The 14,305-nt window shown below is 60.4% G+C and carries 10 protein-coding genes; 5 read left to right on the top strand and 5 right to left on the bottom strand.

What is annotated here, in order from left to right; genetic code table 11:
- Window positions 1-92 precede the first annotated feature (92 nt).
- The 3 genes from J3Q04_RS06935 to J3Q04_RS06945 form a co-directional block, all read right to left on the bottom strand.
- Window positions 93-1,370: an OmpP1/FadL family transporter gene (locus tag J3Q04_RS06935; protein ID WP_434607261.1), complete on the bottom strand. Its 1,278-nt coding sequence runs from the start codon at window positions 1,368-1,370 to the stop codon at window positions 93-95.
- A gap of 144 nt (window positions 1,371-1,514) precedes the next feature.
- Window positions 1,515-1,997 (bottom strand): hypothetical protein, encoded by a 483-nt coding sequence (locus J3Q04_RS06940; RefSeq protein ID WP_420767882.1) that lies wholly within the window; start codon window positions 1,995-1,997, stop codon window positions 1,515-1,517.
- A 274-nt stretch (window positions 1,998-2,271) separates the two neighbouring features.
- Window positions 2,272-2,496, bottom strand: coding sequence for a hypothetical protein (locus J3Q04_RS06945; protein WP_249875763.1), 225 nt, complete (start codon window positions 2,494-2,496; stop codon window positions 2,272-2,274).
- A 901-nt stretch (window positions 2,497-3,397) separates the two neighbouring features.
- Between J3Q04_RS06945 and J3Q04_RS06950 the strand changes: the two genes are divergently transcribed.
- Both J3Q04_RS06950 and rmuC read left to right on the top strand, forming a co-directional pair.
- Window positions 3,398-3,721, top strand: a complete 324-nt coding sequence (locus J3Q04_RS06950) for a hypothetical protein (protein ID WP_080942569.1) — start codon at window positions 3,398-3,400, stop codon at window positions 3,719-3,721.
- A 175-nt stretch (window positions 3,722-3,896) separates the two neighbouring features.
- Window positions 3,897-5,279 (top strand): DNA recombination protein RmuC, encoded by a 1,383-nt coding sequence (rmuC, locus tag J3Q04_RS06955; protein WP_434611644.1) that lies wholly within the window; start codon window positions 3,897-3,899, stop codon window positions 5,277-5,279.
- Between the two features lie 74 nt (window positions 5,280-5,353).
- Here the strand turns inward: rmuC and J3Q04_RS06960 are convergent, their stop codons facing one another.
- Both J3Q04_RS06960 and J3Q04_RS06965 read right to left on the bottom strand, forming a co-directional pair.
- Window positions 5,354-8,824, bottom strand: coding sequence for a hybrid sensor histidine kinase/response regulator (locus tag J3Q04_RS06960; RefSeq protein WP_434607257.1), 3,471 nt, complete (start codon window positions 8,822-8,824; stop codon window positions 5,354-5,356).
- A gap of 244 nt (window positions 8,825-9,068) precedes the next feature.
- The gene (locus J3Q04_RS06965) at window positions 9,069-9,608 is read right to left on the bottom strand and encodes a TetR/AcrR family transcriptional regulator (RefSeq protein ID WP_420767880.1); all 540 of its coding nucleotides are present in this window, start codon (window positions 9,606-9,608) and stop codon (window positions 9,069-9,071) included.
- Window positions 9,609-9,711: 103 nt separating this feature from the next.
- On the opposite strand from J3Q04_RS06965, the gene J3Q04_RS06970 reads away from it, so the two are divergent.
- From J3Q04_RS06970 to J3Q04_RS06980, 3 genes are all read left to right on the top strand, one after another.
- On the top strand, window positions 9,712-10,905 hold the full coding sequence (locus J3Q04_RS06970) for an MFS transporter (RefSeq protein WP_434607254.1): 1,194 nt from the start codon (window positions 9,712-9,714) through the stop codon (window positions 10,903-10,905).
- A 103-nt stretch (window positions 10,906-11,008) separates the two neighbouring features.
- Window positions 11,009-12,169, top strand: a complete 1,161-nt coding sequence (locus J3Q04_RS06975; protein WP_434607252.1) for a TDT family transporter — start codon at window positions 11,009-11,011, stop codon at window positions 12,167-12,169.
- 225 nt (window positions 12,170-12,394) lie between these two features.
- Entirely contained in the window at window positions 12,395-14,269 is a 1,875-nt protein-coding gene (locus J3Q04_RS06980) for an MFS transporter (RefSeq protein ID WP_434607249.1), read from the top strand.
- Window positions 14,270-14,305: the final 36 nt, after the last annotated feature.

Below are 14,305 nucleotides of genomic sequence, written 5' to 3' on the forward strand. Positions count from 1 at the left end.
ACCACGAAAAAGCCCCGCTTTCTTTACAGAGAGCGGGGCTTTTTTTTGCTTCAGGTGGCGACCGGCTGTTTATGCCTGCTCGCCGTGGATCATCAGAAGCGGTAGGTTGCGCCGACGCCGAAGCCGTTGGCGCTGTTTTCGTATTCAGCGTTGTAAGCCTGGCCCAGGGCGTTGGCTCTGTTGACGTTGACTTTTTCTTCCTTGAGATAGGAATAGGCCACGTCGATGGTCAGGTCGTCGGTTGGGCTCCAGCCGGCACCCAGGCTGAAGATGGTCCGGTCGCCGGTAGGAATGCGAGGCGAACGGTCGGCGTTGTTGGTCGGCGACTGGTCGAAGGACAGGCCGGTGCGCAGTACCCATTGCTTGTTCAACTGGTAGGAGGTACCGATGGCGTAGGCCCAGGTGTCGTGCCAGTTCTGTTCTTCGGTGATGGTGCCGAAGAGGGTTGGGTTCAAAGCGCCGCCGCCGGTGATGTCGTTGTTCACGGTGATGTCTTTCAGGCGGCTCCAGCGAGTCCAGGTACTACCGGCATAGACAGTCCAGGCATCGTTGATTTCCTGGGTTACCGAGAAATCGACCGATTCTGGGGTAGTGATGTCGAGGGAGGCGTCATAACGAGCACCGATGAGAACACCAGGAAACGCGGGGGTGCCGCCTGGGCTCACTTCTGTATGACCATCCAGCTTGTATTTAACCTTGGAGTGGTAGGTGAGGCCGACGCGGGTGGTATCGGTGGCCTGGACCAGCAAACCGATGTTATAGCCATAGCCGATGTCATCGCCCTTGATCTTCACGTCGCCGTTGGAAGAGAACCCAGTGACGTCCAGAGACGACTCTAATGAACCCGAAATCCTGTTGATAGTCGGGCCAAAACCGATCGACACCTTGTCATTGAAGGCGTAGCTGATGGTTGGCTGGAAGGTCACGACCTTCACTTCGCTCTTGCTGCCGAAATTGCGGCCCTGGAAGCTGCTTTCGTAGTCGGTGATCAGGCCAAAGGGGGCGTAGACGCCCAGGCCGAATGCCCATTGATCGTCGATTGGCTTGACGTAGTAGCCCATCGGAACGCCGGTGAACGGGACCATGTCGCCATCGTTCGTACCGGACTGGGTGCCGCTGGCATCGTTGATGTCGGTGGATGCGTCGATGACGGCGAAGCCGCCGGTGACTTGTTGGCGCTTGAGGCGCGACATGCCGGCAGGGTTGCCAAACACGGTGCTCGCATCATCGGCAGAAGAAGAACGACCCGCGAAGCCAGTGCCCATGCCACTGATGCTTTGTTCGTTCAAGGCAAAGCCACTGGCGAAAATTTGGGTGGATGCCAAGGTAACGGCAAGGCCAAGGGTGGTTTTGAGCATCATTTTTTTCATTGTTAGAACTCCAGGTGATCACCGGGGCGAAAATTACCAACATTTTTGCCCAAGCGCTATAGCTTGTATGGCTTGATTTAGAGGGGTTTTGTAGGACAATCCGACCAAAATCGTCGCAGTTGTAGGAAGTTTCCTTTTTTCCATTCAGCAAGCGACCTGGTTCAAGGGTGAAACACAGTTTTGCCACGCGCAGGTGAAGTCCCGCAGGCGACCAGTGGGATGAAAAACCTGGCGCCAGATGCGGGCCATGGCCAGCAAATCGTTTGAATCGGGAAGCGGGGTGGCGTGTTCCTCCACCAGCAACCAAGCGATGGCCGTGGCGTAGCGCAAATTGACGGTCAATTCCTGATGAGGGCCGCTCAGGAAAGCATGCTGGCTCGCCAGGCCTCGCACCAGGCTGGCTCGTTCCGGATCCAACGCCAGGTAATCGTCCCACAGGGCTTGATGGCGCGGTTCAGTGATGCGGTACAAGCCGTGCCCACGACGATCGTGCAACGCGGCGCCCAGGCCTGATTGACTGGCGGCGATCCCCAGCAACAGGTTTTCCGCCGTTGTGCTGTGGCTCCCCAGGTAAAGGAGCGTCGGGCGGATCACATAACGACACAGTTCGCTGGCAGCGATACCCATAAAATCCTCGAAACGGGAAATGGGCGGAGCCTGACGGTGTGGGCTTGGCAGCGGGTGGATCGGATCAGGCTCCGCCGAAGCGGATCATGCCGCTCGAGTTGAAGTGTAGTGTCATATCTGCGCTGTAAAGGCCTGTTTTTAAACCATGTTCATCGAACGGTTATGACCGTTATAGCTGTTTGTGCTTAAGCCGTTGCGCTTTATCGAGAAATGCCGGGCAATAAAAAGCCCCGCGTTTTGGGCGGGGCCTTGGATGCTTCAGTGTCCTGGCGTGTCAGGCAACGAGTGCCTGACGGGTACGCTCGATGACCGCCTGCAGCGGTTCTGCGCTGGAGTACTGGTCGGGATACAAGCGTTCGCTGTGACGGGCGATGCCGTGTTCGTTGACCAGCGTGAAGCTGAAGCAGCCTTTGCGAGCGGCCATGATCAGGCAGTTCATTGGAGCAAAGGCGTTGGTTAGGGTGCGGATGGCATCCTGTGTCTGGATTTGATTAGACATGTTATGGGTGTTCCTACAAATGACACGATTAAGAACCGTGCAACGTTAAAACGTTCCAGTAACGTCGACCACTATTGGTCGAACGAAGAACCCGACTGGAACAAAGCAGCCAGTTTGAGCGCTATAAAAGGGCGCGCTTGGGCTGGCAGGTAGGTACTTAGGAGGGCAGGCAACACATCGAGGGCAAAGGTTCTGGGCCCGGGGTGAAGATCCTGATCAATTTGCAGGTTGGTTCGGTCAGAATAATGAGCCTGGCGGCAGCTTCGGATTCGTTCGAAGTGCGCAGCGCGAGCATTACCTGGAAACCATCGAGGGGGGCGGTCTCTTTTTCGGCAGGCTTCCCGTGGGGATAGCTGACCGCTGAGATGTTTCCGACCCGGAATTGACTTTCAGCTTGGTACTAACGCCGCGGATACTATCGAATCAAGCCGCTTTAGGGAAGGCCGTTGGTCAGAAAAATGCCGGTGCTGCCGCTGGGGCGCGAAAGCGCGCAGCGTGTAAAAGTCTGGGATCGGGGCTTTTCCACAGGGTCTTGAGCGCCAGATGCGTCAAAAAAGCGCAGCGATATAACCACTTCAGCTGTTACTTGTACACACTCCTATTGGCCGCTGTCACCGTATTGTCATCTTTGAACAATCCGGGGCGGGTGCCTGTATCCAAAATTCAAGTCAATGAAAAACATCGCTTTTTTTTACTGGTGAAAAAATCGACAGTTTGAGCGCAGGCCCCGTTCCATAGGGCTTGCGGCGAGTTCAGGGTAGGTTGTCCACTGAGTTATCCACAGCTTCTGTGGATTGTCCCAAGCGCTTGCTCTAGAACGGGCGTGCCGGTTTTTTTCGACTTTACCCGTACGAAAAAAGGAGTAGAGTGGCGCGCCTTCCGATCTGTCCCGTAGTGCGTTATGAAGTTTCGCTCAGTATCAAATCCTGTTACCTCCGTACCCTCAGGTGTTACCCCTCCCAAGCGCATATCGATGCGAGTTGCCGAGTGGCTGCTGGACAGCCCGAGCCTGGGAGAGCGTCCCAGCGTCAAGCACCTGGCTGGACGCCTGCTCAAACAACCGGCGCGCGAAGGCGTGGTGGCCGCACAAAGTCGCCTCGGTCAGCTGATGTGCCGCGAATGCGGCAATGCACGGGACCGGCGTATTGGCCAGGACCTGCTGCGCCAGGCCGCGCGGGCCGGCGATCACCGTGCCCGCCAGGCATTGGGCGAGATCGAAGACTGAGCTGGGCAACGCCGGGTTGCTTGGTTAACCTTCGGGCTTTATCTCTTGCGCGGGAATTGTCATGGCGATGGATTTGACCAGCCTGTTGCTTGGCCTGGCAGGCGCTGCGGTGCCGCTGTTGGCATTGGCCTGGCACCTGCAACGCCAGGCAAGCGCGGCACAGACCGAGCTGGCGTTGATGGAAGAACGCCTGGCGACCGCCCACATGGCACACGATGGGTTGAATGCCCAGCTCGATGCCTGCCGCGACGAAATCAGTGACTTGGGCCAGGCCAATGCCGCCAGGCAAGCCGAGCTTGCGGCTGCGTGTCGCGAGGTCGAACTGCTGCAGATCGAGCGTGACAACGCAAGGGACGCGGCGCATGCCTGGAACCTGGAGCGTGCCAATAAGGAAGCTGAATTGCGACGCCTGGATGCCCAGGCTGCTTCGTTGCAGGCCGAATTGCGCGAACAGCAGGAGAGCCATCAGCAGCGCCTGGACGATCTTCAAGGCTCGCGGGACGCATTGCGGGCCCAGTTCGCCGAGCTGGCGGGAAAAATCTTCGACGAGCGTGAACAGCGTTTCGCCGAAACCAGCCAGCAGCGCTTGGGTCAGTTGCTCGACCCACTGAAGGAACGCATCCAGTCCTTTGAAAAACGCGTCGAGGAAAGCTACCAGGCCGAGGCCCGGGAGCGATTTTCCCTGGGCAAGGAACTGGAGCGCCTGCAACAGCTGAACCTGCGCCTGAGCGATGAAGCCACCAACCTGACTCGTGCGCTCAAGGGTCAGAAGACCCAGGGCAACTGGGGCGAGTTGATTCTCGAGCGGGTCCTGGAACATGCCGGCTTGGAGAAGGGCCGCGAATACCAGACCCAGGTCAGTCTCAAGGGGCCGGATGGCGAACGGTTCCAGCCGGACGTATTGATTTATCTGCCCGGCGACAAGCAGGTGGTGGTCGATTCGAAGGTCAGCCTCACGGCCTACCAGCAATATGTGGCGGCCGAAGACAATGCCATCGGCCAGTTGGCTCTCAAGCAGCACGTCGTGTCATTGCGAGCCCACGTCAAAGGCTTGGCCGGCAAGGACTACAAGCGTCTGGACGGTCTGCACAGCCTGGATTTCGTCTTGCTGTTCGTGCCGATCGAAGCGGCATTTTCCGCAGCCTTGCAAGCCGAGCCGAACCTGTTCCAGGAAGCTTTCGACCGCAACATCGTGATCGTCAGCCCGACCACGCTGCTGGCGACGCTGCGGGTGATCGACAGCTTGTGGAAGCAAGAGCGCCAGAGCCAGAACGCCCGGGAAATCGCCGAACGGGCGGGGTGGCTGTATGACAAGTTCGTCCTGTTTATCCAGGACCTGGACGAAATCGGCAGTCGCTTGCAGCAGTTGGACAAAGCCTACAGCGCCGCACGCAATAAGCTGACGGAAGGGCGCGGCAACTTGGTCAGCCGCAGCGAGCAGTTGAAACTGCTCGGCGCCAGGGCGAGCAAGAGCTTGCCTACGGAGTTGCTTGAACGGGCGATGGCGGACGTGGATGGGTTGCCAGAGGAGACCGGCGAAGAAAGCCAGGGTCAGTAGCCTCCAAGGTTTGCACCGGACCCCTGTGGCGAGAGAGCTTGCTCCCTCGCCACAGGGGTTTACTTATGCCCGTATTACAACGGCAAGTGCCGGCTCAACAACGCCCTCAACGCCGCCGGCTTCACCGGCTTGGCCAAGTAATCCAATCCCGCCGCATGCACCTGTGCCACGGTCTCGGGCCGGCCATCGGCACTGATCACCACTCCGGGCACCGGCTCGCCCATGCGCGTGCGCAACCAGGCCATCAGTTCGGTCCCGGTTTCGCCGTCGTCCAGGTGAAAATCCACCAGCGCCAGTTGCGGCCGCCCGCCCTGGGCGAGCCAGCGCTCGCATTCTTCACGATTACGCGCCGTCCATACGCGGCACCCCCAGCGGGTCAGCAGGCTGTTCATGCCGATCAGGATGCTGTCTTCGTTATCGACACACAGCACCTGTGCGCCGCTGGGCAAATGGCCGTTGGCTTCGATCACGACAGTGGGCTCGACGGCTTGGCTACTGGCCAATGGCACGCTGACGCTGAACACGCTGCCGCGCCCTGGCCAGGAACGCACGCGCAAGGTATGGCCGAGCACGCGACACAGTCCATCGGCAATTGCCAGGCCGAGGCCGAGCCCTTTTTCGGCCCGGGTCTGATGGCTGTCCAGGCGTTTGAATTCTTCGAAGATGACCTGCAGCTTGTCTTCGGCGATCCCCGGCCCGCGGTCCCAGACCTCCAGACACAGCTCGCCGTTGCCCCGGCGCACGCCTAGCAGCACCGGGCCCTTGGCGTAGCGGAAGGCATTGGTGAGGAAGTTCTGCAGCACGCGGCGCAGCAGCTTGATGTCGCTGTCGATCCGCAGCCGCGAGCCGCGAACCCGGAATTTCAAGCCTTGCTCTCGAGCCAGCACGGTGAACTCGGCGCCGAGGGTATCGAATAGATCATTGAGGACAAACGGCTTGCGGTCGGGGTTGATCTTGCCGTTTTCCAATCGGGAGATGTCCAGCAGGTCCGTGATCAAGTCCTCGGCCGAGCGCAACGAGCTGTCCAGATGTTGCACCAACTGCCGGGCTTCGCTCGGCAAGCCGTCGTGCTGATGGGAAAGCGCGGCGGAGAACAGGCGCGCGGCGTTGAGAGGCTGCATCAAGTCATGGCTGACAGCGGCCAGAAAGCGGGTCTTGGACTGGTACGCGGCTTCGGCCGTGCTCTTGGCTTCGGTCAGCGCGAGGTTGAGTTGCGACAGTTCGCGGGTGCGTTCGGCCACCCGCTGTTCCAGCCCTTCGTTGGCTTCGGTCAAGGCCTGTTCGGCTTCGCGGTAAGCAGTGATGTCCGTGAAACTCATGACGAAACCGCCGCCGGGCATCGGGTTGCCGATCAGCTCGATCACACGGCCGTTGGGGAACAGGCGTTCCGAGGTGTGCGCGCGGCCCTGGCGCATCCAGTGCAGGCGCCGGGCGACATGGACTTCGGCCTCGCCCGGGCCACAAAGGCCGCGCTCGGCGTTGTAACGGATGATGTCGGCGATCGGCCGACCGACGCTGATCAAGCCGTCGGGGTAGTTGAACAGTTCCAGGTATCGACGGTTCCAGGCCACCAGCCTGAGGGACTGGTCGACCACGCTGATGCCCTGGGTGATGTTTTCGATGGCGCCTTGCAGCAGCGCTCGGTTGAATTGCAGCACTTCGGACGCTTCGTCGGCGATCCGCACGACGTCTTCCAGTTGCATCTCGCGGCCTTCGATGGCCGCTTTCACCACGGCTCGCGTCGACGACGCGCCGAGTACACCGGCCAGCAGCCGCTCGGTATGGGCGATCCATTCGCTGTCGGCGTTCTGGCTCGGGTTGAAGCCTTTGCCTTGGCGATAGGCAAAGCGAATGAAGCTCTGGCGCGCCCGTTCTTCGCCGACGAAGCGGGCCGCCAGCTGCAACAGATCCTCGATCTGGACCGCCAGCATCGAGCGAGGATTGGGTCGGGCGCTGATCTCCTGACCGATGAAGCGTCCAGCCTGCCAATGCTCCGACACACGTGTGCGCGACAGGACCGAAACCCAGGCGAACAATATGAAATTGCCCGCCAGGGACAGGACGACACCTTGGGTAAGCGGCGTGATCGGCAAATCCAGCGGATTGCCATGCAGCCAGGCCAGGCCGGGGAAGCTGCTCAGTGACCAGCCCAGGCTATGGGCGGCGATCGGCAGCACCAGCGTGTAGAACCACAGGAATATGCCCATGGCGAGGCCGGCGAACACGCCGCGTCGATTCGCCTGTTTCCAGTACAGCGCGCCGATCATGGCGGGTGCCAGTTGCGTCACGGCGGCGAAGGCGATCTGGCCGATGGTGGCCAGGCTCGCGGTCGAACCCAGCAGCCGGTAGCTGACATAAGCCAATAGGAGAATCGCAACGATGCTCACCCGGCGTACCGACAGCATCCATTGGCGGAACACTTCGAAAGGCCGCTCGGCGTTGTTGCGGCGCAATAGCCATGGCAGCAGCATGTCGTTGGAGACCATGGTCGACAGGGCGACACTCGCCACGATGACCATGCCGGTGGCGGCCGAGGCGCCGCCGATGAAGGCCAGCACCGCCAGCGCCGGATGGGCCTGGGCGAGTGGCAGGCTGATGACGAACGAATCCGGCAGTACCGAGCTGGGCAACATCATTTGCCCGGCGAGGGCGATCGGCACCACGAACAGGGCGGCCAGGGCCAGGTAGGCGGGGAACACCCATTTGGCCAGGCGCAGGTCCTGGGGTTCGATGTTCTCCACCACGGTGACGTGGAACTGCCGTGGCAGGCAGATGATCGCCATCATCGCCACGCCGGTTTGCACCACCATGGACGGCCAGTTGATGGTCTCCTTCCAATATTGCTCCAACCGTGGCGCGAGCATCGCCTGGTTGAACAGGTCGTCGAAGCCGTCATAAAGGCCAAACGTGACGAACGCGCCAACCGCCAGGAAGGCGAACAGCTTGACCAGCGATTCAAAGGCAATCGCCAACACCATGCCGCGGTGGTGCTCGGTGGCGTCGAGGTTGCGAGTGCCGAAGACGATGGTGAACAGCGCCAGGATCAGCGAGACGATCAACGCAGTATCCTGCGCTCGGGTGCCCATGGCGTCGGCACCGGCGCCGATCAACAGGTTCACGCCGAGCACGATGCCCTTTAGCTGCAAGGCAATGTAAGGCAGCACGCCGACCAGGCAGATCAGGGCGACCACCACTGCCAGTGATTGTGATTTGCCGTAGCGGGCGGCGATGAAGTCGGCGATGGAGGTGATGTTCTCCTGCTTGCTGATCATCACCATCTTCTGCAAGACCCACGGCGCCAGTACCAGCAGCAGGATCGGCCCGAGGTAGATCGGCAGGAATGACCAGAGCTGTTCGGCGGCCTGGCCCACGGCGCCGAAAAACGTCCAGCTGGTGCAATACACCGCCAGCGACAGGCTGTAGACCCACGCGCGCACACGTGGTGGCAGCGGTGTGCTGCGTCGGTCGCCGTAAAAGGCGATGGCAAACATGATGGCCATATAGGCCAGGGCGACAACGGCGATCAGCCCGCTGGACAGCGACATGGAAACTCCCAGACAAATACGCCCGGGCTTGGGCCCGGCAAGACAGTCTCGCACGCCCGCTCGGGTTCGTCAGTGTCGACCAAGGTCGAGGCGTGGCGGGGTGTCGCGGGTGGGATTTTTTTATGCAGCGATGTTGCCGGCCTCATCGCGAGCAAGCTCGCTCCCACAATGGCTATTTATCGAATACAAGATTTGTGGCACACCGAAATCCAATGTGGGAGCGAGCTTGCTCGCGATGGCATTTTCACTGATCCAACGCCATATCCACCAACCGATACAGCTCCTCGACCTCCAGCGGCGCAGTGGCGAAGAGGATGCGAAACACCGTCGGCGCCACGATCACGTTCACCAACCGCTCGATCCCGGGATTCGGCTCGTCGGGATAACGATCCAGGATGATCTGCAACTGGCCGCTGATAATGCCCACGCAATACCCCGGCGTGGCGCAAGCCTGGATGTCACGCATCATATTGCGGCCAGGTTCTGAACTCATCTCGTCGAGGTATTGCTCGGCCCAGGCGCGCAGGTCGCCGCGCAGGCTGCCGGTGTTGGCTGGCTCGCTGTCCGGGCGCATGCGCGCGATGGCAACGTCGGCCAACAGCGCCGGCAGATCGCCCCAGCGTCGGTAGATGGTGGACGGCGTGACCCCGGCGCGCGCGGCGATCTGCGGCACGGTCAAGGTGGCGCGGTCCTGCTCCTGGAGCAGGGCGCGTACCGCCGAGTGAATCGACTCCTGAACCCGGGCACTTCTGCCGCCGGGGCGTAAACCTTCTTTAATAGCCATGCATCGGACCTTAACACAAAGAATTTGCTTTAAGCGCATGCCGGTAGCACACTCCGCAAAAGCAAAAAATTAGCTTTTATGAATCTCCTCGTGGAGCGTGCCCATGTCTCGTCCAGCTTCGACCCGCGCCAGTCTCATCTTCCTGGCGATCACCTTGCTCGGTTTTCTGGCGGCCTCCAGCGCGCCGACGCCGTTGTACCACCTCTACCAGGAACATCTGCAGTTCTCTTCGGCGATCCTCACGCTGATCTTCGGTGTGTATGCGTTCAGTCTGTTGGCGGCCTTGCTGGTCGTCGGCTCGTTGTCCGATTACCTCGGTCGCAGACCGGTGATCTTCGCGGCATTATTGCTCAACATGCTAGCGATGCTGCTATTCATCAATGCCGACAGTGTGGGCTGGTTGATGGGCGCGCGACTGATACAAGGCTTCGCCACCGGCATGGCCACCAGTGTGCTGGGCGCCGCGTTGCTCGACTTCGATCGCCAGCAAGGCCCCCTGGTCACCAGCGTTGCGCCCCTGCTGGGCATGGCGTGTGGCGCGATGGGGTGTGGCCTGCTGGCAGAATTTGCGCCGATGCCGTTGCAACTGACTTATTGGCTGCTGCTGGCGTTGTTTCTGGTCCAGGCGGTTTATCTCTGGCGCCTGGCCGAAAGCGTTAGCCCGCAGCCCGGGGCCTGGCGGTCGTTGCGCCCCACCTTGCATGTGCCGGTCCAGGCGCGGCGCGCGTTGTGGCTGATCCTGCCGCTGGACCTGGCGGCCTGGGCGGTCGGTGGTTTCTATCTGTCCCTGGCGCCGTCCCTGGTTCGCGCCGCCACCGGTTCGACATCGAACCTGATCGGCGGCTCGCTGGTGGCCGTGCTGACACTCAGCGGCGCATTGTCGATCTACATGTTGCGTAACCGCGCCGCGCAAATGATGCTGCGTCTTGGCGCGACGCTGCTGGTGCTTGGCCTGGCCCTGGTGTTGATGGCCGTACACGCGGCCAGCCTGCCGTTGTTTTTCATCGGCACGCTGGTGACCGGCAGCGGTTTCGGCGCGGGATTCATCGGCGCGCTGCGCAGCATCATGCCCTTGGCCTTGCCCCACGAGCGGGCTGGCTTGATGTCGGCGTTCTATGTGCTCAGCTATCTGGCCTTCAGCCTGCCATCGTTGCTGGCGGGGAATCTGACCCGTATTTTCGGCCTGATTCCGACCACGGACGGCTACGGCGCGGTGTTGATTGTCATGGCCGCCGGCGCGCTGGTGGGCTTGTTGCGTGAACCCGCACGGCCGCTGGCGGACGGGCTTCGGCCCTGATTGCTTATCAATAGAACAGAATAGATATAGAGAAATTACCCGTTATATAGATATTCGATCCGGTTCTAGCATAGCGCCACCTCATCCGAGGAGAGGAGTGATCATGACCTGCTTTGCTGAAAACCGTTTTCGACCGCTGAGCCATTTGCCGGGGCCATTGGAAGTCGTCCGCCAATTCACGCCGAACTGGTTTGCCGCGACCATGGGCACCGGTGTGCTGGCGTTGGCCCTGGCACAACTGCCTGGGGCCAACCCTGGCGTATATGCGATTGCGCAAGGATTGTGGCTGTTCAATATCGTCCTGTTTGCCCTGTTCACCGGGCTCTACACTGCTCGCTGGGTGCTGTTCTTCGACGAGGCCCGGCGGATTTTCGGGCATTCAACCGTGTCGATGTTCTTCGGCACGATCCCGATGGGGCTGGCAACGATCATCAACGGTTTCCTGGTGTTCGGCGTACCGCGCTGGGGCGAGGGCGTGTTGTCGCTGGTCGAGGCGTTGTGGTGGACTGACGTGGCGATGTCGCTGGCCTGCGGTGTGCTGATTCCGTTCCTGATGTTCACCCGCCAGGAACACCGCATCGACCAGATGACCGCCGTGTGGCTGTTGCCCGTGGTGGCCGCCGAAGTCGCCGCCGTCAGCGGTGGCCTGCTGGCGCCGCACCTGGCTGACGTGCATTCGCAACTGATCATATTGGTCACCAGCTACATACTCTGGGCATTTTCCCTACCGGTGGCGTTCAGCATTCTGACCATCCTGCTGTTGCGCATGGCCTTGCACAAACTGCCCCACGAGAACATGGCCGCTTCGAGCTGGCTGGCCCTCGGCCCCATCGGAACCGGCGCACTGGGCATGTTGGTGCTGGGCGGCGATGCGCCGGTGATTCTTGCCGCCAATGGCCTGCCGGGCGTGGGCGAGGTTGCATCGGGCCTGGGGTTGGTCGCCGGTATCACCCTGTGGGGCTTCGGATTCTGGTGGATGTTGATGGCGCTATTGATCACCGCGCGCTATTTGCGTGAAGGCATCCCGTTCAACCTCGGCTGGTGGGGCTTCACCTTTCCCTTGGGCGTGTATGCGCTGACGACGCTGAAGCTGGCAAGCCTTCTGGACCTGGATTTCTTCAGCGTGTTCGGCTGCGGGCTGGTGGCGCTGCTGGTGGTGATGTGGCTGATCGTCAGCTGGCGCACGCTGGTCGGCGCCTGGCATGGCGAGTTGTTTGTGTCGCCGTGCCTAGTGTCCTGTACCTCAAATACTGCTCCTTCTTGACTGCGTCTGTTGTCGTCATGCAGCGTTGCCGCTCCTCGCCATAACCGGCTATGACTCTTTGCTACACCTTGCCTGACGACAACAGCCACTCGCCAAAAAGAAACGTATTTGCGAAACAGGACACTCGCAGTGCTGGGGAAATAATCGCCAAAGACAGGTAATGTGTGGCCTGGATCGAAAAAGCGTCATTCCAATAAGCGTCCACGCCACTCAGGAACATGGAAGATGAGTCACCCTTCACAGTTCACCTTGCTTCGCACGCGGCGCTTCCTGCCGTTCTTCGTTACGCAGTCCCTTGGCGCGTTCAACGACAACGTCTTCAAGCAATCATTGATCCTCGCCATCCTCTACAAACTGGCCATCGAGGGCGACCGCTCGATCTGGGTCAACCTTTGCGCGCTGTTGTTCATTCTGCCGTTCTTCCTGTTCTCGGCGCTGGCGGGGCAGTTTGGGGAGAAGTTCGCCAAGGACGCCTTGATCCGCCTGATCAAACTGGGCGAAATCGCGATCATGGCGGTCGGCGCGGTGGGTTTCCTGTTCGATCACCTGTGGCTGATGCTGGTGGCGCTGTTCGCCATGGGCACCCACTCGGCATTGTTCGGGCCGGTGAAATATTCGATCCTGCCGCAAGCCCTGCGCGAAGACGAACTGGTCGGTGGCAATGGCCTGGTGGAAATGGGTACATTCCTGGCCATCCTGGCGGGGACCATCGGTGCGGGGATCATGATGTCTTCGGCGCACTACGCGCCGGTGGTGTCGGTGGCCATTGTCGGCATTGCCGTGGCCGGTTACCTCGCCAGTCGCGGCATCCCACGGGCGGCGGCGGCCTCGCCGCAGATGCGTTTGAACTGGAATATTATCAGCCAATCGTGGGCGACCTTGAAGCTGGGCCTCGGGCAGACTCCGGCGGTGTCCCGCTCCATTGTCGGCAACTCTTGGTTCTGGTTCGTCGGGGCGATCTACCTGACGCAGATTCCCGCGTACGCCAAGGAATGGATGCACGGCGACGAAACCGTGGTGACCCTGATTCTCACGGTTTTTTCAGTAGGGATTGCCCTGGGTTCGATGCTCTGCGAAAGACTGTCAGGGCGCAAAGTGGAAATCGGCCTGGTGCCGTTCGGTTCGTTCGGGCTGACGGTGTTCGGCCTGCTGCTGTGGTGGCACTCCGGTGGAATCCCCGACAGCGCCGACGGCCATGGCTGGCTGCAGATTCTCGGGTTTGGCCACGCCTGGCTGGTCCTGATCGATATCCTCGGCCTGGGTATCTTTGGCGGCTTCTACATCGTGCCGCTGTATGCGCTGATCCAGTCGCGTACCGTTGAAAACGAGCGGGCGCGGGTGATCGCCGCCAACAATATTCTCAACGCCTTGTTCATGGTGGTCTCGGCGATCGTTTCCATCGTCCTGCTGAGCCTGGCCAAGCTGTCGATCCCACAGCTGTTTTTAGTGGTGTCGCTGCTGAACATTGGCGTCAACGCCTACATCTTCAAGATCGTCCCCGAGTTCAGCATGCGCTTCATGATCTGGCTGCTCAGCCATTCCATGTACCGTGTGGAGCATCGCAACCTGGAGGCGATTCCCGATGAGGGTGCCGCGCTGCTGGTGTGCAATCACGTGTCGTTTGTCGATGCCTTGTTGATTGGCGGTGCGGTGCGTCGGCCGATTCGCTTCGTGATGTACTACAAGATCTACAACCTGCCGGTCCTGAACTTTATCTTTCGAACCGCTGGGACGATTCCGATTGCCGGACGCCAGGAAGATATTCATATCTACGAAAAGGCCTTCAGCCGCATCGCCCAATATTTGGAAAACGGCGAGTTGGTGTGCATCTTCCCTGAAGGAAAGTTGACCGCCGACGGTGAGATCAATGAATTCAGGAGCGGCTTGACGCGCATCCTTCAGGAAACGCCGGTGCCGGTGATTCCGCTGGCGTTGCAGGGGTTGTGGGGGAGTTTCTTCAGTCGCGACCCAGGTAAAGGGATGTTCCGTCGGTTCTGGTCCCGCGTGACCTTGGTGGCGGGGACGGCGGTAGCGGTCGAGTCGGCTGAGCCTGCGAAGTTGCAGGCGTTGGTGGGCGAGTTGCGTGGGGCTGTCAGGTAATAGCTGTTATTTTGCGGGCCTCTTCGCGAGCAGGCT

The sequence above is a fragment of the Pseudomonas sp. D4-21 genome (assembly GCF_051132125.1).
GTDB lineage: Bacteria > Pseudomonadota > Gammaproteobacteria > Pseudomonadales > Pseudomonadaceae > Aquipseudomonas.